The 22,684-nt window shown below is 71.9% G+C and carries 25 protein-coding genes; 16 read left to right on the top strand and 9 right to left on the bottom strand.

Annotated elements, in window-relative coordinates; all coding sequences use genetic code 11:
- The first annotated feature begins 50 nt into the window (after window positions 1-50).
- Window positions 51-1,148 carry a bifunctional succinyldiaminopimelate transaminase/glutamate-prephenate aminotransferase gene (locus tag RKD23_RS13335; protein WP_424853874.1) on the top strand — a complete coding sequence of 366 codons (1,098 nt, stop codon included), beginning with the start codon at window positions 51-53 and terminating at the stop codon, window positions 1,146-1,148.
- A 71-nt stretch (window positions 1,149-1,219) separates the two neighbouring features.
- Here RKD23_RS13335 and RKD23_RS13330 read toward each other — a convergent pair whose 3' ends face one another.
- A complete protein-coding gene (locus RKD23_RS13330; protein ID WP_404042431.1) occupies window positions 1,220-1,696 on the bottom strand; it encodes an ATP-binding protein in 477 nt (158 codons plus the stop codon).
- Window positions 1,697-2,004: 308 nt separating this feature from the next.
- The gene (locus RKD23_RS13325; protein WP_424853873.1) at window positions 2,005-2,922 is read right to left on the bottom strand and encodes a heavy metal transporter; all 918 of its coding nucleotides are present in this window, start codon (window positions 2,920-2,922) and stop codon (window positions 2,005-2,007) included.
- 136 nt (window positions 2,923-3,058) lie between these two features.
- Between RKD23_RS13325 and dapE the strand changes: the two genes are divergently transcribed.
- Together dapE and RKD23_RS13315 are read left to right on the top strand one after the other, a co-directional pair.
- The gene (gene dapE / locus RKD23_RS13320; RefSeq protein ID WP_424853872.1) at window positions 3,059-4,138 is read left to right on the top strand and encodes a succinyl-diaminopimelate desuccinylase; all 1,080 of its coding nucleotides are present in this window, start codon (window positions 3,059-3,061) and stop codon (window positions 4,136-4,138) included.
- A gap of 298 nt (window positions 4,139-4,436) precedes the next feature.
- Entirely contained in the window at window positions 4,437-5,195 is a 759-nt protein-coding gene (locus RKD23_RS13315; RefSeq protein ID WP_424853871.1) for a TIGR00730 family Rossman fold protein, read from the top strand.
- 11 nt (window positions 5,196-5,206) lie between these two features.
- Here the strand turns inward: RKD23_RS13315 and folP are convergent, their stop codons facing one another.
- A complete protein-coding gene (gene folP, locus RKD23_RS13310; RefSeq protein WP_424853870.1) occupies window positions 5,207-6,067 on the bottom strand; it encodes a dihydropteroate synthase in 861 nt (286 codons plus the stop codon).
- Window positions 6,068-6,190: 123 nt separating this feature from the next.
- On the opposite strand from folP, the gene RKD23_RS13305 reads away from it, so the two are divergent.
- Both RKD23_RS13305 and RKD23_RS13300 read left to right on the top strand, forming a co-directional pair.
- On the top strand, window positions 6,191-6,541 hold the full coding sequence (locus RKD23_RS13305; RefSeq protein WP_424858226.1) for a DivIVA domain-containing protein: 351 nt from the start codon (window positions 6,191-6,193) through the stop codon (window positions 6,539-6,541).
- Window positions 6,538-7,119, top strand: a complete 582-nt coding sequence (locus tag RKD23_RS13300) for a DNA-3-methyladenine glycosylase I (protein WP_404042426.1) — start codon at window positions 6,538-6,540, stop codon at window positions 7,117-7,119. Before RKD23_RS13305 ends, RKD23_RS13300 begins: the two co-directional genes overlap by 4 nt.
- Before the next feature lie 15 nt (window positions 7,120-7,134).
- Here RKD23_RS13300 and RKD23_RS13295 read toward each other — a convergent pair whose 3' ends face one another.
- Window positions 7,135-7,941, bottom strand: a complete 807-nt coding sequence (locus RKD23_RS13295) for an enoyl-CoA hydratase/isomerase family protein (RefSeq protein ID WP_424853869.1) — start codon at window positions 7,939-7,941, stop codon at window positions 7,135-7,137.
- Between the two features lie 389 nt (window positions 7,942-8,330).
- Here RKD23_RS13295 and RKD23_RS13290 point away from each other — a divergent pair, with 389 nt between their 5' ends.
- Complete coding sequence (locus RKD23_RS13290; RefSeq protein WP_003966491.1) at window positions 8,331-8,498, top strand: DUF3117 domain-containing protein; 168 nt, start codon at window positions 8,331-8,333, stop codon at window positions 8,496-8,498.
- Between the two features lie 143 nt (window positions 8,499-8,641).
- Here the strand turns inward: RKD23_RS13290 and RKD23_RS13285 are convergent, their stop codons facing one another.
- Window positions 8,642-9,436, bottom strand: coding sequence for an O-methyltransferase (locus RKD23_RS13285; protein ID WP_424853868.1), 795 nt, complete (start codon window positions 9,434-9,436; stop codon window positions 8,642-8,644).
- Window positions 9,437-9,574: 138 nt separating this feature from the next.
- On the opposite strand from RKD23_RS13285, the gene sigE reads away from it, so the two are divergent.
- From sigE to RKD23_RS13260, 5 genes are all read left to right on the top strand, one after another.
- Window positions 9,575-10,276, top strand: a complete 702-nt coding sequence (gene sigE / locus RKD23_RS13280) for an RNA polymerase sigma factor SigE (protein WP_424858225.1) — start codon at window positions 9,575-9,577, stop codon at window positions 10,274-10,276.
- A complete protein-coding gene (locus RKD23_RS13275; protein ID WP_424853867.1) occupies window positions 10,273-11,247 on the top strand; it encodes an anti-sigma factor family protein in 975 nt (324 codons plus the stop codon). The genes sigE and RKD23_RS13275 overlap by 4 nt, the downstream gene beginning before the upstream one ends.
- Window positions 11,248-11,699: 452 nt before the next feature.
- Window positions 11,700-13,490, top strand: coding sequence for a trypsin-like peptidase domain-containing protein (locus tag RKD23_RS13270; RefSeq protein WP_424853866.1), 1,791 nt, complete (start codon window positions 11,700-11,702; stop codon window positions 13,488-13,490).
- A gap of 133 nt (window positions 13,491-13,623) precedes the next feature.
- Window positions 13,624-14,058, top strand: a complete 435-nt coding sequence (locus tag RKD23_RS13265; RefSeq protein ID WP_424853865.1) for a sec-independent translocase — start codon at window positions 13,624-13,626, stop codon at window positions 14,056-14,058.
- A gap of 208 nt (window positions 14,059-14,266) precedes the next feature.
- Window positions 14,267-14,920 (top strand): hypothetical protein, encoded by a 654-nt coding sequence (locus RKD23_RS13260; RefSeq protein WP_404042419.1) that lies wholly within the window; start codon window positions 14,267-14,269, stop codon window positions 14,918-14,920.
- A 62-nt stretch (window positions 14,921-14,982) separates the two neighbouring features.
- On the opposite strand, the gene RKD23_RS13255 is transcribed toward RKD23_RS13260, so the two are convergent.
- The gene (locus RKD23_RS13255; protein WP_424853864.1) at window positions 14,983-16,116 is read right to left on the bottom strand and encodes an Mrp/NBP35 family ATP-binding protein; all 1,134 of its coding nucleotides are present in this window, start codon (window positions 16,114-16,116) and stop codon (window positions 14,983-14,985) included.
- 128 nt (window positions 16,117-16,244) lie between these two features.
- Here RKD23_RS13255 and RKD23_RS13250 point away from each other — a divergent pair, with 128 nt between their 5' ends.
- Window positions 16,245-17,009: a hypothetical protein gene (locus tag RKD23_RS13250; protein WP_424853863.1), complete on the top strand. Its 765-nt coding sequence runs from the start codon at window positions 16,245-16,247 to the stop codon at window positions 17,007-17,009.
- A 218-nt stretch (window positions 17,010-17,227) separates the two neighbouring features.
- Here the strand turns inward: RKD23_RS13250 and RKD23_RS13245 are convergent, their stop codons facing one another.
- Together RKD23_RS13245 and RKD23_RS13240 are read right to left on the bottom strand one after the other, a co-directional pair.
- Window positions 17,228-17,746 carry a hypothetical protein gene (locus RKD23_RS13245; protein ID WP_424853862.1) on the bottom strand — a complete coding sequence of 173 codons (519 nt, stop codon included), beginning with the start codon at window positions 17,744-17,746 and terminating at the stop codon, window positions 17,228-17,230.
- A 23-nt stretch (window positions 17,747-17,769) separates the two neighbouring features.
- Window positions 17,770-18,885, bottom strand: a complete 1,116-nt coding sequence (locus RKD23_RS13240) for a magnesium and cobalt transport protein CorA (protein WP_404042415.1) — start codon at window positions 18,883-18,885, stop codon at window positions 17,770-17,772.
- A gap of 467 nt (window positions 18,886-19,352) precedes the next feature.
- Between RKD23_RS13240 and RKD23_RS13235 the strand changes: the two genes are divergently transcribed.
- The 4 genes from RKD23_RS13235 to RKD23_RS13220 all read left to right on the top strand — a co-directional run bounded on the left by RKD23_RS13235 (window position 19,353) and on the right by RKD23_RS13220 (window position 22,440).
- Window positions 19,353-19,937 (top strand): suppressor of fused domain protein, encoded by a 585-nt coding sequence (locus tag RKD23_RS13235; protein ID WP_424853861.1) that lies wholly within the window; start codon window positions 19,353-19,355, stop codon window positions 19,935-19,937.
- Between the two features lie 153 nt (window positions 19,938-20,090).
- Window positions 20,091-20,732 carry a DUF6758 family protein gene (locus tag RKD23_RS13230; RefSeq protein WP_424853860.1) on the top strand — a complete coding sequence of 214 codons (642 nt, stop codon included), beginning with the start codon at window positions 20,091-20,093 and terminating at the stop codon, window positions 20,730-20,732.
- A 175-nt stretch (window positions 20,733-20,907) separates the two neighbouring features.
- Window positions 20,908-21,765, top strand: a complete 858-nt coding sequence (locus RKD23_RS13225) for a PHP domain-containing protein (protein ID WP_424853859.1) — start codon at window positions 20,908-20,910, stop codon at window positions 21,763-21,765.
- Window positions 21,766-21,834: 69 nt separating this feature from the next.
- Window positions 21,835-22,440, top strand: coding sequence for a MarC family protein (locus RKD23_RS13220; RefSeq protein WP_424853858.1), 606 nt, complete (start codon window positions 21,835-21,837; stop codon window positions 22,438-22,440).
- Between the two features lie 77 nt (window positions 22,441-22,517).
- Here RKD23_RS13220 and RKD23_RS13215 read toward each other — a convergent pair whose 3' ends face one another.
- Window positions 22,518-22,670, bottom strand: a complete 153-nt coding sequence (locus RKD23_RS13215) for a hypothetical protein (RefSeq protein WP_399323537.1) — start codon at window positions 22,668-22,670, stop codon at window positions 22,518-22,520.
- Between the last annotated feature and the right edge of the window lie 14 nt (window positions 22,671-22,684).

Here is a 22,684-nt window from a genome sequence, read left to right as displayed (position 1 = left end):
GAGGCGTTCGCCTTGTACGGCTGTACGACCAGAAAGTGAGCCAGATCCCCGTGTCCGCAGTCTCTGATCGTCTGCCCACCTTCCCCTGGGACAAGCTGGAGCCCTACAAGAAGACGGCGGCCGCGCACCCGGACGGCATCGTGGACCTGTCGGTCGGTACGCCCGTCGACCCGGTGCCCGAGCTGATTCAGAAGGCGCTGATCGCCGCGGCCGACTCCCCGGGCTATCCGACGGTCTGGGGCACCCCGGCGCTGCGGGACGCGATCACGGGCTGGGTGGAGCGCCGCCTGGGCGCCCGTGAGATCACCCACCGCCATGTGCTGCCGATCGTCGGCTCCAAGGAGCTGGTGGCCTGGCTGCCGACCCAGCTGGGCCTCGGCCCCGGCGACAAGGTGGCCTATCCGCGGCTGGCGTACCCGACGTACGAGGTCGGCGCGCGGCTGGCCCGCGCCGCGTACGAGGTCTACGACGACCCGACCGAGCTGGACCCCGCCGGGCTGAAGCTGCTGTGGCTGAACTCGCCGTCGAACCCGACCGGCGAGGTGCTGCCCAAGGAGGAGCTGACCCGGATCGTCGCCTGGGCCCGTGAGCACGGCGTGCTGGTCGTCTCCGACGAGTGCTACCTGGAGCTGGGCTGGGAGGCCGACCCGGTCTCGGTGCTGCATCCGGACGTCAACGGCGGCTCGTACGACGGCGTCGTGGCGGTCCACTCGCTGTCCAAGCGCTCCAACCTGGCCGGCTACCGGGCCGCGTTCCTGGCCGGCGACCCGGCCGTGCTCGGTCCGCTCCTGGAGATCCGCAAGCACGGCGGCATGATGACCTCCGCGCCGACCCAGGCCGCCGTGGTGGCCGCGCTCGGCGACGACACGCATGTGGCCGAGCAGCGCGAGCGCTATGCCGCCCGCCGCACCGCCCTGCGCGAGGCGCTGCTCGCGCACGGCTTCCGCATCGAGCACAGCGAGGCCAGCCTCTATCTGTGGGCGACCCGCGACGAGTCCTGCTGGGACACCGTGGCGCACCTGGCCGAGCTGGGCATCCTCGTGGCTCCCGGCGACTTCTACGGCACGGCGGGTGAGAGGTTCGTCCGCGTGGCGATGACGGCGACCGACGAGCGGGTCGCGGCGGCGGTGAAGCGCCTCACCGCCTGAGGCGGGCATGAGGACGGGGCCGGAGGTGAAGATCGCCTCCGGCCCCGTCGCTGTCTTCAGATCCGGCTGCCTCAGCCCAGCGGCAGGTCCTTCACCGGCAGGGTCTGCGCGGGGATGCCGCCACCGGTGACGGAGTCGGTGGGCAGGCCGCCCTTGGTGAGGCCGTCGGTCGGCAGGCCGCCCTTCGTGGCGGAGGAGGCGGTGTCGCCGACGATGTCCCCGGTGGTGCCGGCCGCCTCACCGGCGGCCTTCTGCATCGCGGGCGTGGCCTTCTTCACGGCCTTGCCGCCGGTCTTGCCCGCGGTCGGGACGGCCTGCTCGACCGCCTTGCCGCCGGCCTGTCCCGCGATGCCGGTGACGTCCTGCGCCGCGCGGTCCGCGGTGTTGCCGACGTGCGCGCCGTCCAGGGCGGTCAGGCCGCCCAGGTTCGGGGTGGCGGGCAGGTCGGGGGCCGCGCTCGCGGAGCCGGCCGCACCGACCCCGGCAGCCGCCCCCGCAGCGACGAGCAGCGCGGCACGGGCGATCCGGCGGGTCAGGGGGAGGGACATGGTGCTCCTTTGACGGGAGGGAACGTGTGAAGTGTCCGACCGCGCCCACCGGTTGACCGGGCGCGGACACCGTGACTACCGCTCGAACCCCGCCGAGGTTGCGGCGAGATAACGTAAAGAGTTGGTAATGCGTCGCATTATCTGCTGTGGATAAAAACGGGCAAAGGGCGTCCGCCGCGGGAATCTGCCGAATCCTTACAGCTCTTGATTCCCAAGGGCTGCGGCGATCGTGAGAGTGACGCCGCGAAAACCTGCGCACCCCCTCGCGCCCGGGGTGGCCGCATAACCCCTGCGGGTGAGGGCTCGTACTACTGCACGGTGACGATCCGTACGGCGTCCGAGGCGGCGGCCGGGCGCCACTCGCTGTCGGTCGTGCCGGCGGTCCACTCCCGCCCGGCGTACGAGACGCGCTCTATGCGCAGCGCCGAGGCGTTGGCCACCGCCCAGTGCGCCAGCTGCCAGCCGCGCTGCCGGGAGCCGGCCGGTACGGTCACCGTGCGCCCGCTGGTCCGCGGCGCGCCGACGGAACCCGCCGCGCCCCGGGCGCCCTCGGCGGCCACCTCCGCGCCCGCCGGAGCCATCGCGTCGCGCCCGAAGTCCCGTACCAGCGCCGAGCGCACCGCGTCCGGGCCCTTCGCCGCCGCGCCGCCCGCAGGACGGCCCTCGCAGGTCAGCGTGGCGGCGGCGCGGCCGGTCAGGGCGGCGGCGAGCAGCGTGGCGTCGTGCTCGTGCTTGGCGTACGCCAGCGGATAGCCGCTGCGCTGCACCCGCTGGGCGGCGTCGGTGAGCGGCAGCTCCGTGTAGTCGGGCACCTTCTCCAGGTGCGCGTAGAAGATGCCCGCCGCGTAGGCCGGGTCCATGATCTGCCGCGGGGTGCCCCAGCCCTGGGAGGGCCGCTGCTGGAACAGGCCGAGGGAGTCCCGGTCGCCGTGCTCGATGTTGCGCAGCGCCGACTCCTGCAGCGCGGTCGCCAGCGCGATCGTCACCGCCCGCTCCGGCAGGCCCCGGTCCACGCCCACCGCGGTGATCGTCGCCGCGTTCACCGCCTGCTCCGGCGTGAACTCGTACGCCTCACCCCCGCCGTCGGCCGCGACGACCCGGCAGTCGGGCTCGCCCGCGCCGCCGCTGACGTACTGGACGACGAGATAACCCGCGAGCGAGAGCAGCACGAGGAAGGCCGCACCGGTGCGGCTGCGACGCCTGGGAGTGGGGGACGGCTCGGACACGCCGTACAAGGTAGCGGAGGATGTTCGGTTTCTGTCCGGCCGGTCGGACGGAGGTTGTTCGGATCGCGGCGCGCCGGTTGGACACATCGCGGATGGGCGGAGCACGAGGCGGGGCCCCGGCGCTAGGGTCGAGGCCATGGCCGATACCCCGCTTGACCTCACCCTGGACGCCGCCCGGCTCACCGCGCAGCTCGTCGACTTCCCCTCCGAGTCCGGCAGCGAGAAGCCGCTCGCGGACGCCGTCGAGGACGCGCTGCGCGCCCTGCCGCACCTCACGGTCGACCGGCACGGCAACAACGTCGTGGCCCGCACCGACCTGGGCCGGGCCGAGCGCGTGATCCTGGCCGGGCACATCGACACCGTGCCCATCGCCGGCAACGTGCCCTCGCGCCTGGACGAGGACGGCGTGCTGTGGGGCTGCGGCACCTGCGACATGAAGGCGGGCGTCGCCGTCCAGCTGCGGATCGCGGCCACCGTCCCGGAGCCCAACCGCGATCTGACGTTCGTCTTCTACGACAACGAGGAGGTCGCCGCCGACCTCAACGGGCTGAAGCACGTCGCCGAGACGCACCCGGACTGGCTGGCCGGCGACTTCGCGGTGCTCCTCGAGCCGTCCGACGGGCAGGTCGAGGGCGGCTGCCAGGGCACGCTGCGGGTGCTGCTGAGGACCACGGGCGAGCGCGCCCACTCGGCCCGCTCCTGGATGGGCTCCAACGCCATCCACGCCGCCGCCCCGATCCTGGCCCGCCTGGCCGCCTACGAGCCGCGCCACCCGGTCATCGACGGCCTGGAGTACCGCGAGGGCCTGAACGCCGTCCGCATCGAGGGCGGGGTCGCCGGCAACGTCATCCCCGACGAGTGCGTGGTCGCGGTCAACTTCCGCTACGCGCCCGACCGCACGCCCGAGGAGGCCGTCGCGCACGTCCGTGAGGTCTTCGCGGACTGCGGGGTCGACGAGTTCGTGATCGACGACCACAGCGGCGCCGCCCTGCCCGGCCTGTCCCACCCGGCGGCCGCCGCCTTCATCGAGGCGGTCGGCGGCACCCCGCAGCCCAAGTACGGCTGGACGGACGTCTCCCGTTTCAGCGCGCTCGGCATCCCGGCCGTCAACTACGGCCCCGGCAACCCGCACCTCGCGCACAAGCGCGACGAGCGCGTCGAGACAGCGAAGATCCTCGCGGGCGAGGAACGGCTGCGGAACTGGCTGACCGCCTAGGGCCTTTCGTTTGGATCAGGTCGGCTGAAAGGGACTGCGCTTCGCGCCCTGTCCGAGCGGGGTCTGGTGCGTGCAGCTGCAAGGCGGAGGAGGGCGTCGACGCGGAGCCTCGGCAACCGACGACAACGCGGCTGGGGGTCCCCCCACGCCTTTAGGGCAGTGGGGGAGTGCGTGCCGGACCCCGCGGCGCCGACATGATCCAAACGAAAGGCCCTGGTTTCGGATACGCCGACGTCCCCCGCGCGTAACCCGCGTAGATCTACGCTGAGGCGGAAAGACCCGAGCGGAGGGAGCGCACATGGCCACCGGCATTCCTGAGGACGGCACACAGCCGGAGGAGCAGCGCCTGGGACCGGTCCTCCGGCGGCGCAGCCAGGTCACCGCCAGCACCACCGACCAGCGCCTGCTGGACGCGGGCGGGCCCTCGGACTGGGTGCACACCGACCCCTGGCGGGTCCTGCGCATCCAGTCGGAGTTCATCGAGGGCTTCGGCACCCTCGCCGAACTCCCGCCCGCGATCAGCGTGTTCGGCTCGGCCCGCACCCGCCCGGACTCCCCGGAGTACGAGGCGGGGGTCCGGCTCGGCCGCGGGCTGGTCGAGGCGGGCTGGGCCGTCATCACCGGCGGCGGCCCCGGCGCGATGGAGGCCGCCAACAAGGGCGCGTGCGAGGCCGGCGGCATCTCCGTCGGCCTGGGCATCGAGCTGCCGTTCGAGCAGGGGCTCAACCCGTACGTCGACATCGGCCTGAACTTCCGGTACTTCTTCGTACGGAAGATGATGTTCGTGAAGTACGCCCAGGGCTTCGTGGTCCTGCCCGGCGGACTCGGCACCCTCGACGAACTCTTCGAGGCGCTGACCCTGGTGCAGACCCAGAAGGTCACCCGCTTCCCGATCGTCCTGTTCGGCAGCGCCTACTGGGGCGGCCTGGTCGACTGGCTGAAGAACACACTGATCGCCGAGGGCAAGGCGTCCGAGAAGGACCTGCTGCTGTTCCACGTCACCGACGACGTCGACGAGGCGGTCGCCCTGGTGTCCAAGGAGGCGGGCCGGGACTGACCCCGGGTGATCTACGCGAGACCCCTGCGGGCCACCGTCGGCTGCCGGTGGCCCGCGATGGCCGCGACCATGTCCAGCACCTGCCGGGTCTCGGCCACCTCGTGCACCCGGTACACCTGCGCGCCCAGCCACGCCGACACGGCGGTGGTCGCGAGCGTGCCCAGCACCCGCTCCTTGACCGGCTTGTCCAGCGTCTCCCCGACGAAGTCCTTGTTGGAGAGCGACACCAGCACGGGCCACCCGGTCTCCACCATCTCCGGCAGCCTGCGCGTCGCCTCCAGACTGTGCCGGGTGTTCTTGCCGAAGTCGTGCCCGGGGTCGATCAGCACCGACTCGCGCGGCACACCGAGCGCGACGGCCCGCTCGGCCAGCCCGACCGTGACCCGGAGGATGTCCGCCATGACGTCGTCGTACGTCACCCGGTGCGGACGTGTCCGGGGCTCCGCCCCGCCCGCGTGCGTGCACACCAGGCCGACCCGGTAGCGCGCGGCGACCTCCGCGAGCCGGGGGTCGACCCCGCCCCAGGCGTCGTTCAGCAGGTCGGCGCCCGCCTCGCAGACGGCCTCGCCGACCTCGTGCCGCCAGGTGTCGACGCTGATGATCACGTCCGGGAAGCGCCGCCGGACCTCGGCGACGAAGCCGACCGTGCGCCGCGCCTCCTCCTCGGCGGAGACCTCCTCGCCGGGGCCGGCCTTCACGCCGCCGATGTCGACGACGGCCGCGCCTTCGGCGATCGCCTGCTCGACCCGCGCGAGCGCCGGCTCGTCGTGGAAGGTGGCTCCCTGGTCGTAGAAGGAGTCCGGGGTCCGGTTCACGATCGCCATGATCACCGGCTCCTGCGGGTCGAACTCCCGCTTGCCCAGCCTGAGCATCCCCTGTGACCTCTCCTCGTACGCGCTGGTCTTCGGCCGTCTGCGACCCTAACTGTCAGCGTCGCATGGCACGATCGGACCCTGACACATTCGGCGCCGATCTCTGGGACTCAAGCGATGGTCATGTTCTTGTTCCTGGTTCTCGCGCTCGCCGTCGTCGTCGCCGCGGTGACACTCGCCGTGGTGGGCGGCGGCGAGGGCGGCGGACCCCTGCCCGAAGCGGCGCCCCAGCGACTGTGGGACCAGCTCCCGCCGGACCGCCCGCTGCGCCGCGCCGACGTCGACGCCCTGCGCTTCCCGCTCGCCGCCCGCGGCTACCGCATGTCCGACGTCGACGACGCCCTGAACCGGGTCGCCGTGGAGCTCGCCGAGCGCGACGCCCGCATCGCCGACCTGGAGTCCGCGCTGGCCGGCGCCCGCGCCGCCGCGCCCCGGGTGCCCCTGGACAAGCCCGAGCCGGAGGACCAGCAGTGACCGAGGCGATCCCCGGCCCCGACGGCGCCCTGCGCTGCCCCTGGGCCCTGTCCACCGAGGACTACGTGGCCTACCACGACGAGGAGTGGGGCCGCCCCGTCCACGGCGACGACGCCCTCTTCGAACGCCTGAGCCTGGAGGCCTTCCAGTCCGGCCTGTCCTGGATCACGATCCTGCGCCGCCGCCCCGGCTTCCGCGCCGCCTTCTGCGACTTCGAGATCGCCAAGGTCGCCGCCTTCACCGACGCCGACCGCGACCGCCTCCTGACCGACGCAGGCATCATCCGCAACCGGGCCAAGATCGACGCGACCCTGGCCAACGCGAAGGTGCTCGCGGAGTGGGGCGAGGGCGACCTGGACGCGCTGATCTGGTCCTACGCCCCCGACGCCGCGGCCCGCCCGATACCGAGGACCCTGGCCGACGTCCCCGCGGTCACCCCGGAGTCCACCGCCCTGTCGAAGGCCCTGAAGCAGAGAGGTCTCCGCTTCGTGGGCCCGACGACGGCTTACGCCCTGATGCAGGCGTGCGGTTTGGTCGACGATCACTTGGAGGGTTGTTCGAGGAGAGGTACCTCTTAGGGGCGGACCCGAGTCCTATCGCCCCGAATACTTGGGCCGCTCCTTGTTCACGAACGCCTGCACAGCGATGGTGTGGTCCTCGGAGGACCCGGCCCGCTCCTGAAGCTCGTCCTCCTTCTCCAGCGTCTCGGAGAAGGAATGGGTGAGCCCATAAGCGACGGACTCCTTCAGCGCGGCATACGCCACGGTCGGCCCCTCGGCCAGCCCCCGCGCCACCTTCTCGGCCTCACCGCGCAGGTCCGCGGCGGGCACGACCCGGTTGGCGATCCCCAGCTCCAGAGCCTCCTGAGCCCGGACATTGCGCGGGAAGAGCAGCAGATCCATGGCACGGCTCGGCCCGATCACCCGCGGCAGCGTCCACGAGATCCCGGAATCCGCGGTCAGCGCCACCCCCGCGAACGACGTGTTGAAGGAAGCCGTGTCGGCCACGACACGAAAGTCCGCGGCCAGCGCGAACCCGAACCCGGCCCCGGCGGCGACGCCGTTGACCGCGGCGACAACCGGCTTGGGCGCCTCCACCAGCGCCCGAGCGATCGGGTTGTAATGCTCACGCACCGTACTCATCGTCCGGCCCTCACCCGCCGCCTCCCGGTCGGCTGCCAGCAGGCCCACGTGCTCCTTGAGGTCCTGGCCCACACAGAAGGCCCTCTCGCCCGCCGCGGTCAGCAGGATCGCCCGTACGGCGGTGTCGTCGGCGGCGGCCCGCGCGGCATCCCGCAGCGCGACCTTCGTGGCGATGTTCAGCGCGTTCATCGCCTCCGGGCGATTCAGCGTGATCGTCGCCAGTCCGTCGCTCACCTCGTAGAGCACGGTGTCGGCCATGGGGCGTCCCCTCCATCGGTCGCGGATCGGCGTACCGGTCGGTACGCCCTGATGTCCGAAGGACAGCATGGCGGACCCGGACCTCGGGGGAGGTGTGACCTGCGTCAAAGAAAATGAGGTGGTTCTCGGCCGCCGGATGTCCTGAGGGCGGCGCAGTATCGCAGCCACATCGCCGAATTGAGTGGTTTTGCTCGCGCGCGTTGCCCAAGCGATGCGGACCGATGTTGGTCATCGGGTCGTGGGATGCGGGATAATGGCTTGGAAGCAATGTGTTCGATGCCGGTGTCGCGTGTCCTGCGCAGGATCCCGCGTGCCCTCCCAACGGGGCGGTGCCCCGTCTGTGGGCCGTCGGCTTTGACGATGAGCTGGTTTCAGGAAGGGGAACGAGCATGGCGGCCATGAAGCCGCGGACGGGCGACGGCCCGCTCGAGGTGACCAAGGAGGGGCGGGGCATCGTCATGCGCGTTCCGCTCGAAGGCGGCGGTCGGCTTGTCGTCGAGCTGACCCCTGACGAGGCCGACGCGCTCGGCGATGCCCTCAAGAAGGTTGTGGGCTGACGCGCAAGCGACCCTACCCGTTCGGCCGCCCCGGTACCGCAGAAGGTGCCGGGGCGGCTGCGTTCTCTCAGGTCCGTCAGGCGCCGGTCATCTTCGACGGGTCACCTTTTGACGGGTCATGTTTGACGGCCATCTTTTGACGGTCATCTTTTGACGGCGCACAGCAGCCCGTCGCCCACCGGCAGCAGGGACGTCACCAGCTCCTGGCTCTCCCGGACCGCCCGCAGCAGCTCCCGCAGCCGCACGACCTCCGTCGGCTGGGGCCCGGAGTCGACCGTGCGGCCGCTCGCGAAGACGCCCTCGAAGGCCACCAGGCCACCCGGACGCAGCAGGCGCAACGATTCAGCGAGGTAGTCCAGGACCTCCAGCCGGTCGCCGTCGCAGAAGACGAGGTCGTAGCCGGCGTCGGCGAGGCGGGGCAGGACGTCCAGCGCGCGGCCGGGGATGAAGCGGGCGCGGTTGCTGGCGAAACCGGAGGCGCGGAAGGCCTGGCGGGCGAACTGCTGGTGCTCCGGCTCGGGGTCGACGGTCGTCAGGACGCCGTCGGGGCGCATCCCGTGCAGCAGGTGGATGCCGGAGACGCCGGTCCCGGTGCCGATCTCCGCGACGGCCTTGGCGTCCACGGACGCGGCGAGCAACCGCAGCGCGGCGCCGGTGCCCGGCGTCACCGGGCGCAGCCCTGCCTCCAGCGCCCGCTCACGGGCCCAGTGCAGCGCTTCGTCCTCGGCGACATAGGCGTCGGCGAACGCCCAGCTCGTCGGCCGGTTGCCGGTAATGACCCTCTCCTGTCCCCTGATTGCCTCGGCGTGACTGTATCCGTTGGCGACGGGAACCCGCAGATGGGACCGGGCGTTTAGAGGGGTGTGGACGAGTACGGGGGGACACAGTTGGATCACGACGACGGGCGGGGCGTCGAGCAAGTACTGACGCAGCCGCATGAGCCGGACCAGCGCAGATCAAATTCTCGTAAAACCGCTTATCCGGTCCTAACGGGCGAGGTGGCTATGGTAGGGGCTCCACTGGACACCACCAGAGCCGATAGGGGAGGTGCGGCTGCGCCTGTGGATCGCGGAGGAGTGCTGCGGCGCTTCCTCGGATCGGCGGGCAGGCCGAAATCCGTGAACGACACCGCTGCTGACCCCAGCCACGCCGCTGGCCAGACCCAGACCGCGACCTTCTCCACCGACGCGGACGGGCAGGCGTGGACTCCGCCCACCTGGGAGGAGATCGTCAGCACGCACAGCGGCCGTGTCTACCGGCTCGCCTACCGCCTCACCGGCAACCAGCACGACGCCGAGGACCTCACCCAGGAGGTCTTCGTCCGCGTCTTCCGCTCCCTGTCGACCTACTCGCCGGGCACGTTCGAGGGCTGGCTGCACCGCATCACCACGAACCTGTTCCTGGACATGGTCCGCCGAAAGCAGCGCATCCGCTTCGACACCCTCGGCGAGGACGCGGCCGAGCGGCTGGCCGGCCGTGAGCCGTCGCCGCAGCAGGTGTTCAACGACGCGCACTTCGACGCCGACGTCCAGCAGGCCCTCGACACCCTGGCGCCCGAGTTCCGCGCCGCAGTCGTCCTGTGCGACATCGAAGGACTGTCGTACGAGGAGATCGCCGCGACCCTGGGCGTGAAGCTCGGCACCGTCCGCTCCCGCATCCACCGCGGCCGCTCCCAGCTGCGCAAGGCCCTCGCGCACCGCTCCCCTCAGGCGCGCGCCGAGCGCCGCTCCATCGCCGCCCGCATTCCCGCACTGGGAGGAGGGGGCGCGTCCGCGTGAGTGGATCATGGCCGAAACCCGGCGAGGAGCGCCTCGCGGAGCAGCATCTGGGGGACCGACTCGCCGCCCTGGTCGACGGCGAGCTCGGTCATGACACGCGTGAGCGTGTGCTGGCGCATGTGGCCACCTGCCCGAAGTGCAAGGCAGAGGTCGACGCCCAGCGCCGATTGAAGAACGTCTTCGCGGAGGCGGCCCCGCCACCTCCCTCCGAGAGCCTGCTGGCGCGGCTCCAGGGGCTCCCCGGAGGAGGTGACCTGGACGGTGGTGGCTCGCCGTCGGTCGGGGGAGGGTTCACCGGAGGACTCGGCGGACGGCCCGCCGGGGTGTTCGGCATGAGGCGCGGCGAGCGCTTCGAGTTCGACTACGTCCCCGCGGGCTCGCACGCCCTGCTGCCGTCCGACCCCGCGCCCGGCCGCGGCTTCCGTATCCATGACGTCGGCCGCTCCGACGCCGACCGCTCCGCCTCGCGCGGGCGCCGCTTCGCGTTCGTCGCCGCAGGGGCGGTGTCCCTCGCCGCGATCGCGCTCGGCGGGGTCACCACGGGCGTGCCCGCCGACACGGCCGAGGCACGCGGCGGCTCGGGCGGCACCAATGTGACTCCGGCCCGCACCGGAGGCACCGGCGCGGCCACGGCCCCCGAGAACCAGCGCCGGCGTGCGAGCGGACACCTCCTCGCCCAGGGGCAGGGCGGCCGGCAGTCCGTCGGTGGCTCCGGCGTCGCCCCGACCCAGGTGTCGGCGCCCCTGCTGCCCGGGTTCACGGCTCCCGACGAGCAGTCCTCGCAGCAGCAGGCCGTCACACCGGTGATGGCGGACGCGGCGGCGATGTCCCCTTTGATACGGCCGTTCGCGACGACGTCCTCGCTCGGCCTGAACACCTGGCCCACCGTTCCCGGCCTCACCCCGCCCGGTCTGCTCACCGCGCCGGTCACCGACCCGACGGCCTCTCCCTCGGCCTCCCAGGACGGCTGACCGTCCTCTGCGCGCCGGCCCACGAACCTGGTTGAATCCAGGGTGGGCCGTGCCCGCGGCAGGCGGCCGGGTGCGGCGGCGGAGTTCGACGAGCCGCGGCCAGCGCCTGCATCCGCCGTGCCGCGGCCAGCTGTGGGGAGAGCATGAACGAGGGCAGGCCCACGCAGGACCCTTCGGGACAGCGGACCGAGGCGGAAGACGACTTCCACCTGGAACGCCCGTCCGGGGCGCCAACCTCCGACGACGGAGACTTCGAGCTTCGGCGGCCTGAGGAGGACGCCGCGGGCAGCGTGTCGAACGCGGGGGCAACCGCGCCGACTGGGGGTGGCGGGCCGTCGGTGGCTGCTGAGGGGGGTTCGGCCGCGCAGGATGGCCCGGCCGCTCTGGAGGGTCCGTCGGCGCAGGAGGGTCTGGCCGCTCAGGACGGTCCGGCTTCTCCGGAGGGCCCAGCCGTGCAGGAAGCTCCGGCCGCGCAGGACGTGCCGGCCCCGCTCCCCGTCCACCAGGAGCCTCCTGCCGGGCAGCAGCACCCCGCCCCCGTCGGCGCGCAGCAGGTGAAGCCCCTGCACGACCCCGACCCCTACAGCACCCCGCCCTACGGCGAGCCCGGTCCCTGGGCGCCCGCGCCGCCGGTGCAGCATCCGGCGACGACCCCGGCGCACGGCACGGCGGTACCGGCGCCGCAGCCGATCGCCCACGGCGGCGAGCTGCCTCCACCGGCGGCGCTGCCGCAGGGCACCGAGCCGCCCGCCCCGGGGGTGTCCCACGGCACCGACATGCCTGCCCCGACCGTGTCCCACGGCACCGAAATGCCCGCCCCGGCGGTGTCCCATGGCACTGAAACGGCGACCCCGCCCACCCCGCCCACCCCGCCCCCATCTCCGTCCCCCGGCACAGAGCCGCCCGGGCCCGTCCCCGGCACCCCCGCAGGGCCCGCTGGCCCGGCCGGCGCGGTACCCACAGCACACGCCGCCCCGGCCACCGCCGTACCCACACCACCCCCCGGCGCCTCCATACCTGGCGCCGCCCCCGCCCCCGCCGACCCCTGGGCGCGCTACGACCCCTGGGCCGCCGCGCCCGCAGGGCCCTTGCAGCAGACCGGGCAGGCCGCGCCGAGTGTGGCGCAGCGGAGGCGGCGGGCCAGGAAGGCGCTGGTGCTGGGAGCCGTGCTGCTGGCGCTGGTGTCCGGCGGCGTCGGCGGGGCCGTAGGGGCGTATCTGGAGCGCAACGGCGGGATCGGCGGCGTGGAGCTCCCGCAGGCCGGGAAGGAGCCGGCCGGGCGGGACCCCGACAGCGTGGCCGGGATCGCGGCGCGAGCCCTGCCCAGCGTCGTGACGCTGCATGTCAGCGGCAGCGAGCAGTCGGGCACCGGCACCGGCTTCGTGCTCGACGACCAGGGCCACATCCTCACCAACAACCACGTCGTCGAGCCCGCGGGCGAGGACGGCGAGATCACCGTGACCTTCCACAGCGGCGACACCGCCGAGGCGGAACTCGTCGGCGGCGACACCGGCTACGACCTCGCCGTCGTCCGGGTCAAGGGCGTCAGCGGCCTGCAGCCCGCGCCCCTCGGCAACTCCGACAACGTCCAGGTGGGCGACCCGGTGGTCGCGATCGGCGCCCCCTTCGACCTCGCCGGCACCGTCACCTCGGGCATCATCAGCGCCAAGCAGCGCCCGATCACCGCGGGCGGCGAGAGCGGCGACGGCGGCGACATCTCCTACGTCGACGCCCTGCAGACCGACGCGCCGATCAACCCCGGCAACTCCGGCGGCCCGCTGCTGGACTCCCGCGGCCGGGTCATCGGCATCAACTCCGCGATCCGTTCCGCGGGCGGCGGCTCCGAGGCCGAGGGCGAGCAGGCCGGCTCGATCGGGCTCGGTTTCGCCATCCCCGTCAACCAGGGCAAGCGCGTCGCCGAGGAGCTGATCAACACCGGCCGCGCCACCCACCCGGTCATCGGCATCACCCTCGACATGGACTACAGCGGCGACGGCGCCCGGGTGGGCACCGAGAAGAGCGGCGGCCGCGCCCCGGTGACGGCCGGCGGACCCGGCGACCGGGCCGGTATCGAGGCCGGGGACGTGATCACCGAGGTCGACGGACAGCGCGTGCATTCGGGGGAGGAGCTGATCGTGAAGACGCGCGCCCATCGGCCGGGCGACCGGCTGGAGCTGACCGTCGAACGCGGCGGCAAGGAACGGACGATCTCCCTGGTGCTCGGCTCGTCGGACGACGGGTGACAAACCGTACAGACGTGCTCAAAATCTCACAGGCCCGGCCGCATACACGCAGTCGGACGTCACGGGACGGTACCGGTCGGACAGGATCGGCGGGTACCGTGGACCCGGCCCGGGACATCGCAAGGAGCTTCAGGTGTTCAATGACATAGGACCGCTCGAGCTGGTGACGCTCATCGTCCTCGCCGTGCTCGTCTTCGGTCCCGACAAGCTCCCCAAGGTCATCCAGGACGTGACCCGCACGATCCGGAAGATCCGCGAGTTCTCGGAGAGCGCCAAGCGGGACATCCGCGACGAACTCGGCCCGGAGTTCAAGGACTTCGAGTTCGAGGACCTCAACCCCAAGACGTTCATCCGCAAGCAGCTGGACAACGACGACCTGGGGATCAAGGAGATCCGCAACGGCTTCGACTTCAAGAAGGAGATGGCCGAGGTCTCCGACGTCGTGCACGGCCGCGACGGCGAGTCCTCGTCCGGCGCCGCCGAGCCCTCCGGCAGCCGGGTCGACATGGTCAAGAAGCCCGAGCCCGGCGGCGTCGAGCGCCCGCCGTTCGACGCGGACGCCACTTGATCCCGTAGCGCGCAGACGCCGTATCCGGTAGCGCGCACACGCCGTGCGCGCGGCCCGCGCGCGACCCACGCGCCCGGTGCTTTCCCGGCTGCTCCCGGTGGTGTGGATATGCTGCCGAGTTGTTGTGCGGACCGTACGCAGATGAGCAACGCCGCCCGAAGGGGGGCGGGCCGCTCGGTCCGACGAGAGCGAGGAGGCGTCCGGGCACATGGAGACGACGAGTCGGGCAGTCGCGCAGGCGCCGGCCGCGGAGGGTGGACAGCAGGTCCCCTCCGCCCGGCGTACGGTCGACGGCTACCTGAGCGCGCCCTTCCCGTGGTACGGCCTCGACGAGGCGTTCACGGGGCCGCGCTGGCTGATGCAGGTCGGGACCGCCGCCGACGGGGCGGTGGAGCACGGGTCCATCGGACACGGTGACGAGCCCTCGGTGCGGGCCGATGCGGAGGACCGGGAGAAGTTCGCGGTCGTGGTGACCGTCGCGGCGAATCCGTCCCGCAGAAGTGCGGACGGTACGGGCCTGCTGGAGGCCACGTCGGTGTCGTCGGCGGCGTGGCTGGCCGGGGTGGGGCTGCTGTCCTTCACCTGGCCCGGCCAGATGGACCACGCGCTGCGGGACGACTGGCTGGAGCAGCAGACGGAGACGGCGTGGGCGCTGGCCGACGACCTCGACGGGTCCGAGTGGTCGACGCTGTCCCTGCCCGTGGACGGCGCGCCCACGCCCTTCCACTACCGGGAGTCCGAGTTCGGCTGGGTGCTGGCCGGCTCCACTCAGGAGGGCGTGCACGTGGGGGCGTACGGCAGGGGCATGAGCGCGTACGGGCTCGGCTTCGCCATGATCAAGGACATCTCGGCCTACGCGTAGGCCGGGGAGACGACGAGGGGGGTGCCGTCCCGCGGGACGGCACCCCCCTCGTCGTACGACGCTCAGAACTTGTTCTTGGGCGTGATTCCCAGGGACAGGCCCGACAGACCGCGCTGGCGGCCGCCCAGCTTGCCGGCGATGGCGCGCAGGGCCGAGCCCGCCGGGCTGTCCGGGTCCGTCAGGACGACCGGCTTGCCCTCGTCGCCGCCCTCGCGGAGGCGGACGTCGATGGGGATGGAGCCGAGGACGGGGACGTTGGTGCCCGTCGTACGGGTCAGGCCGTCGGCGACGACCTGGCCGCCGCCGGTGCCGAAGACGTCGACCATCTCGCCGCAGTGCGGGCAGGGCAGGCCGGACATGTTCTCGACCACGCCGACGATCTTCTGGTGGGTCTGGACGGCGATGGAGCCGGCCCGCTCGGCGACCTCGGCCGCCGCCTGCTGCGGGGTCGTGACGACGAGGATCTCGGCGTTCGGGACCAGCTGGGCCACGGAGATCGCGATGTCACCGGTGCCGGGCGGCAGGTCCAGGAGCAGGACGTCCAGGTCGCCCCAGTAGACGTCCGCGAGGAACTGCTGGAGCGCGCGGTGGAGCATCGGGCCGCGCCACACCACCGGGGCGTTGCCCGGGGTGAACATGCCGATGGAGATGACCTTCACGCCGTTCGCCGACGGCGGCATGATCATGTTCTCGACCTGGGTGGGCCGGCCGTCGGCGCCCAGCATGCGGGGCACGGAGTGGCCGTAGATGTCGGCGTCGACGACACCGACCTTGAGGCCGTCGGCCGCCATCGCCGCCGCCAGGTTCACCGTCACCGAGGACTTGCCGACGCCGCCCTTGCCGGAGGCGACCGCGTACACGCGGGTCAGCGAGCCGGGCTTGGCGAAGGGGACCTCGCGCTCGGTCTGGCCGCCGCGCAGCGCCGTCGCCAGCTCCTTGCGCTGCTCGTCGCTCATCACGTCCAGCGTGACGTCGACGCGGGTGACGCCCTCGACGCGGGAGACCGCGTCGGTCACGCGCTGCGTGATGGTGTCGCGCATGGGGCAACCGGAGACCGTCAGGTACACGGTGACCGCGACCGCTCCGTCCGCACCGATCTCCACCGACTTGACCATCCCGAGTTCCGTGATGGGCCGGTTGATCTCGGGGTCGTTGACTGTCGCCAGTGCTTCGCGCACCGCGTCTTCCGTAACCATAAGGACGATGGTACGGCTCGGTAGCCCTGCCACGGGAAGGACGTACATCACTCTGCTTTCTGGCGGAACTCCTCGTCCCGGTACTCTGCGGTAGCCGCTGAAGGACACGTCGGAAAGGCACCGCACCTGTGACTGCGATTCCCCAGGGCCGTATCCGCCGCAGGGTCGGACTGGCCGGCGCGGTGTGCGCGCTGGCCGTGACCGGCCTGGGGCTCACGGGATGCAGCGAGGAGGACCCGGACGCGGGCACCAACGGGGTCGGCAAGCTGCCCCCGGCCAAGATCCAGGCCGAGACCCGCACGGCGGCCGGTGCCGCGGACGCGGTGCATCTGTCGGGGACCGTGGTCGCGGGCGGGAGTACGTACGAGCTGGACATGCGGCTGAAGGACGACGGCGGTTCCGGCTCGCTGACCGCGCAGGGCGCGACCTTCGAGCTGCTCCGCATCGACGACGAGCTCTACCTGAAGGCGGACGCCGCCTTCTGGGACCACGAGGACGGCAAGGACGACTCCGACGAGGACGACTCGGCGGCGGCCGCCGACAAGCTCGGCGGCAAGTATGTGAAGGTCCCGCAGGGCGACCCCGCCTACAAGCGGTTCAGCGGCTTCACCGACATGGACGTCCTGCTGGACGGCCTGCTCACGCTGCACGGCGCGCTGGCCACCGACGGCCATCACGAGCAGGCGGGCGTACGCACCATCCGCATCACCGGCGACAAGGGCTCCGGCGGCACCCTGGACGTCTCCCTCCAGGGCAAGCCGTACCCGCTGCGCCTGATCCGCGCCGGCGACGCGGGCACGCTCCGCTTCTCCGACTGGGGCGAGGACTTCGCGCTGAAGCAGCCGCCGAAGGACGAGACCGTGGACTACGGGCAGCAGCTGCCGACGTCCTAGGGCATGTCTGGCAAATTCCCGACGTCCGCCCGAAGGGCGGGCCCCGCGGCGGCGATGGGGGTGCCCCAGCGCGAGCCGGGCGAAGCCGGTTCGAGCGTGGGGGAGCGTGCGATCGCAAGGCGCCGCAGCGCCCTCATGGCGGAGCCACGTGGGCGTTTCGGCAACGCGGCGAGCGTGCGTGCCAGGCGTCGCGGGGCAGGCGGGAAGCCAGACAGGCCCTAGCGCTTGGCGCGCCTCTTCTTCAGCAGCAGGCGCGGCAGAGCCGCCGGAATCGGCTGCCGGGTCGTCGCCGGAGTCGGCAGCGGCGCCTCGGCGAGGGAGCCGTCGGGCAGGTCGCTGGTGGCGCCGGTGGGCTCCAGGCGCAGCACCCGGCACTCGCGGGCCCAGCGGCCGGGCATGGCCTCGCCGTCGGGGGCGTTGAGCCGCTTGCCCTTCAGCTCGGCGACGGCCGCCTCCCACGCCTCGGACCCGGGCGCGAGCTCGACGGCCTTCGCGGACCAGGCGACGAGTCGGCCGCCCTTGTCCTTGCTGCGTACGGTGATCTCGGCGGTGGCCCCGTCGGCCAGCCCCGGCAGCGGCTGTTCCCCGGGCCCGTCGCCGACCACGCAGGCCGCGCCCTCGTGCCACACGTGCCACAGCGCACGGGCGGCCGGGGCACCGGCACCCCGGACCCAGATGAGCCCGGACTTCTTGGTGGCCTCCTCGACGAGGGCCCGCTCGAGCAGCTCGCTTGTCATGAGCCCAGCCTATCGGGGCGCTGTCACAGCCAGCCGTTGCGCTTGAGGGTGCGGTGGATGCCGAGACAGATCATGGCGGTGACGCCCAGCACCATCGGGTAGCCGTACTTCCAGCCCAGCTCCGGCATGTGCTCGAAGTTCATGCCGTACACGCCACAGACCATCGTCGGTACGGCGACGATCGCGGCCCACGACGTGATCTTGCGCATGTCCTCGTTCTGCGCGACGGACGCCTGGGCGAGGTTGGCCTGGAGGATGGAGTTGAGCAGCTCGTCGAAGCCCATGACCTGCTCCTGCACCCGGGCGAGGTGGTCGGCGACGTCCCGGAAGTACTTCTGGATGTCCGGGTCGATCAGCCGCATCGGCCGCTCGCTCAGCAGCTGCATGGGCCGCACCAGCGGGGACACGGCCCGCTTGAACTCCAGCACCTCGCGCTTGAGCTGGTAGATCCGGCCGGCGTCGGTGCCGCGCGGGCTGCCCTTGCGGCCCGGCGAGAAGACCTCGGTCTCGACTTCCTCGATGTCGTCCTGGACCGCGTCGGCGACCGCGATGTAGCCGTCGACGACATGGTCGGCGATGGCGTGCAGCACGGCGGAGGGGCCCTTGGCGAGCAGCTCCGGCTCGTCCTGGAGGCGGTGGCGCAGCGCGCGCAGCGAGCCCTGGCCGCCGTGCCGGACGGTGATGAAGAAGTCCCGGCCGGTGAAGCACATGACCTCGCCGGTCTCGACGATCTCGCTGTTGGGGGTGAGCTCGTCGTGCTCGACGTAGTGGATGGTCTTGAAGACGGTGAACAGCGAGTCGTCGTAGCGCTCCAGCTTGGGCCGCTGGTGGGCCTGCACGGCGTCCTCGACGGCCAGCGGGTGCAGCCCGAACTCGCTGGCGATACCGGCGAATTCGGCCTCGGTGGGCTCGTGGAGCCCGATCCACACGAACCCGCCGTCGCGGCGCACCTGGCGCATCGCCTCGTGCGGTCCGACGGGCTTGCCGAAGTCCACGCGGGCGCCGTCGCGGTAGACCGCGCAGTCGACGACGGCCGAGGGGGTGCCGGGGTCGCGCGTGGTGTCGTAGCCGCCGGTCTCCTTGCGCAGGGTAGGGCGGGCGGGGCGCACTACGGAACGCAGGTCGCGGATCATCGACATGGCAGGCTCCTTCGCGGGCGGGCAGCGCATGGCGGCCTGCGAACGGGTGGAACTGCCCGGAATGGGGACGTCCTGACGCTGGGATGTTTGGCACGTCCACAAAGCGGGGAGCACCGCACCGTCGCGGTGGCTGACTTCGCTGCCGGTCAGATCAGGTCAGATCAGACAGTTCTGGCAGAACGAAACGAAGTGCTCTTCCGTGGTGACGCGCGGGAGCGGCGGCGGAAAGGCTTGAGCCGGAAGAAGGACAGCTACTTCAGCGGCCGGAAGAGCGGGTGGTACTGCACGGTCGACTTCGGTCCATCGCAGCCCCACCTCCTCCGGTCGGTCCCTCGTAAGGGAGATCCATCGGCGTCGGGCGAAGATGCGCGACGCTTCTGCGTGCTGCCCGACCGGCCAAGAGTATCAGCCGACTGAAGTGTCAAGGCGCCGCTTTGCCTTGTACTGACGAGTTCTATGCTCGCCGCATGGTTGATGTTCTCGCTCTGGTCGAGGCCCGGTTGCGTACCGCGCTCGGCGAACCGGACGCCCGCGCGGCGGTCACCTTCCTCGGCACCGACCGTGTCGAGGTGCTCCGCTTCCAGGGCGACGGCATCGTCCGCTACGCCACCCTCGGCATGTCCGCGCACCCCATGACGGACCCGACCGCGATGGTCGCCGACCCTGTGAAGGGTCCGCGCGCCGAGCTGGTGCTGTCCGTGCGCGCGGGGCTCGCCGACACCGACAAGGTGCTCAGGCCGCTCGCCGTGCTGGCCGCGTCCCCGCAGGTGGAGGGCGTGGTCGTGGCGCCCGGGGCCTCGCTGGACGTCGGTGAGCCGCTGTGGCCGGGCGCGCCCTTCAGCTCGGCCCTTGTCGCCGAGCCGGGCGGCCTGGTGGAGGACCTGGAGCTGGACGAGCCGCTCGACCCGGTCCGCTTCCTGCCGCTGCTGCCGATGACGCCGAACGAGGCCGCCTGGAAGCGGGTGCACGGCGCCCAGGCCCTCCAGGAGCGCTGGCTGAACCACGGCACCGACCTGCGCGACCCCGCACGCGCCTCCGTGCCGCTGGCGTGAGCGAGGTTGCGGGCGGGGCGTGAGGGATGTCACCAACCGCCGGATCGATTGGGCCGGTTGGTGGACCCCGCGCCACTGCCTGAAGGTGAGCGTTCCCTCCGGACGGGTGATCGTCCTTGACGAGACGGTGTCGGGGTAGGAGCGTGGGGCCCTATGAGGGGCGAACCCAGTTGCCCGAAGTGCGGTGGCCGGGTCAGGGCTCCCGGTCTCTTCGCCGATTCCTGGCAGTGCGGCCTCCACGGCACGGTGCATCCGGTGCAGCCCGTGATCCCGCCGAGCGTCGAGGCCCTCGGCGTGGTGGTGCACCGCACCAAGGTGCCGGTGTGGATGCCGTGGCCGCTGCCGGTCGGCTGGCTCTTCACGGGCGTGGCCAGTGCAGGTGACGACCGCAACGGCGGTCGCGCGACGGCCGTCGCGTGCTCCGGACCAGGTCCGCTCGGCGGTATGGGCGAGCTGATCCTGGTCGCGGAGGAACTCGGCGTCGGTCTCGGCGCGCGCTACGCCGGTATCGACGGACCCGATCCGGGCCCGTATCTCGACGTCGAGAAACCCCCGCAGGCGAAAGTCCTCGCGGCCGGCCGCCCGACATCGCTGTGGCACGTCTCCGGCACCCCCGACGACCGCGCCGTCTTCGCAGGAGAGGCCCTCGGTCTCTGGCTCTGGGCCGTCGTCTGGCCCGAACAGTCCGGCCTCCTGATGTACGAGGACATGGTCCTGGCGGACCTGAGAGAGGCAGGCGCAGAGGTGGAGCTGGTCCCGTGCGGAGCCTTGTCGCCGCGCTTGCTGAAGCCGTAGGTGGTGCCCGCGGTCCGTGGGCGGCTGCGGGTTCGTTGTGGCTTGTCGCGCAGTTCCCCGCGCCCCTGAGGGCGTCGACGTAAAGGTCACTTCCCCTGTACGGGTGTGACGGGGTATCCCGAAAACCCAGTTATCCTGAGGTGTCCCTGTCCGCCCGTCACCGCCTGGAGTCCGCGTGCGTATCGACCTGCACACCCACTCCACCGCGTCCGACGGCACGGATACCCCGGCCGAGCTGGTACGACGTGCGGCCGCCGCCGGTCTGGACGTCATCGCCCTCACCGACCACGACACCACGAGGGGCCACGCAGAGGCGCTCGCCGCACTGCCGCAGAGCCTCACGCTGGTGACCGGCGCCGAACTGTCCTGCCGTCTCGACGGCACGAGCATGCACATGCTCGCCTACCTCTTCGACGCCGCCGAGCCCGCGCTGCTCGCCGAGCGGGAGCTGGTGCGCGACGACCGTGTGCCGCGGGCCAAGGGCATGGTCGCCAAGCTGAACGAACTGGGTGTGCCCGTGACCTGGGAGCAGGTCGCGCGGATCGCCGGCGACGGCTCGGTCGGCCGGCCGCACGTCGCCACCGCGCTGGTCGAGCTGGGCGTCGTCCCCACGGTGAGCGACGCCTTCACCGAGCAGTGGCTCGCGGACGGCGGCCGGGCGTTCGTGGAGAAGCACGAGACCGACCCCTTCGAGGCGATCCGGCTGGTCAAGGGCGCCGGCGGAGTCGCGGTGTTCGCGCACCCGGCGGCCGTCAAGCGGGGCCGTACGGTGCCGGAGTCCGCGATCGCCGCGATGGCGGAGGCCGGGCTCGACGGGATCGAGGTCGACCACATGGACCACGACCCGGACACCCGCGCCCGGCTGCGCGGACTGGCCAAGGAACTGGGCCTGCTGGTCACCGGCTCCAGCGACTACCACGGCAGCCGCAAGACGGTCGCGCTCGGTGAGTTCACGACCGACCCCGAGGTGTACGGGGAGATCACCCGGCGTGCGACGGGCGCGTTCCCGGTCCCGGGTACCGGCGGAGCCTGAGGGCCCTGAGGGTCCACCCCGCGCTCACCTCCGTAAACCCTCTTCTCCAGCAAGGCCTGTGCCCCACCCATGTTCGACATCGCTGTCTTCGGCTCACTCTTTTTGACCCTGTTCGTCATCATGGATCCCCCCGGGATCACCCCGATCTTCCTGGCACTGACCGCCGGTCGTCCGGCGAAGGTGCAGAAGCGGATGGCCTTCCAGGCCGTCTGTGTGGCGGGCGGGGTCATCGCCGTCTTCGGGGTCCTCGGCCACCAGATCCTGAACTACCTGCATGTGTCCGTCCCCGCGCTGATGATCGCGGGCGGGCTGCTGCTCCTGCTGATCGCCCTAGACCTGCTCACCGGCAAGACCGACGAGCCCAAGGCGACCAAGGACGTCAATGTGGCGCTCGTGCCGCTGGGCATGCCGCTGCTGGCCGGTCCGGGCGCGATCGTGTCCGTGATCCTCGCCGTGCAGAAGGCCGACAGCGTGGCCACGCAGCTGTCGGTGTGGACGGCGATCGTCGCCATCCATGTCGTGCTGTGGCTGGTGATGCGCTACTCGCTGCTGATCATCCGTGTCATCAAGGACGGCGGCGTCGTGCTGGTCACCCGGCTCGCGGGCATGATGCTGTCCGCGATCGCCGTGCAGCAGATCATCAACGGCGTCACCCAGGTGATCCAGGGCGCCTGAGCCCCGGTGGATGCGGCGGAGCCCCGTACGGCAGTGGCCGTACGGGGCTCCGAAGCTTCTGTGGGTAGGGATCCGCGTTACGAGGCCGCGGTGTCGGCCGGGCGGATCCACAGGCGCTGTCCGATGGCGGCGGCCTGCTGAACGATCCGGTTGACGGAGGCGGCGTCCACGACGGTGCTGTCCACGGGCGTGCCGTCGACGTCGTCGAGTCGCATGATTTCGAAGCGCATGGGCTTCTCCCTTC

This window comes from Streptomyces sp. SAI-170, from assembly GCF_049739565.1.
Taxonomy (GTDB): Bacteria; Actinomycetota; Actinomycetes; order Streptomycetales; family Streptomycetaceae; genus Streptomyces.
Note: the sequence above shows the minus strand (reverse complement) of the source record. Positions and strands in the feature narration are given on the sequence as shown.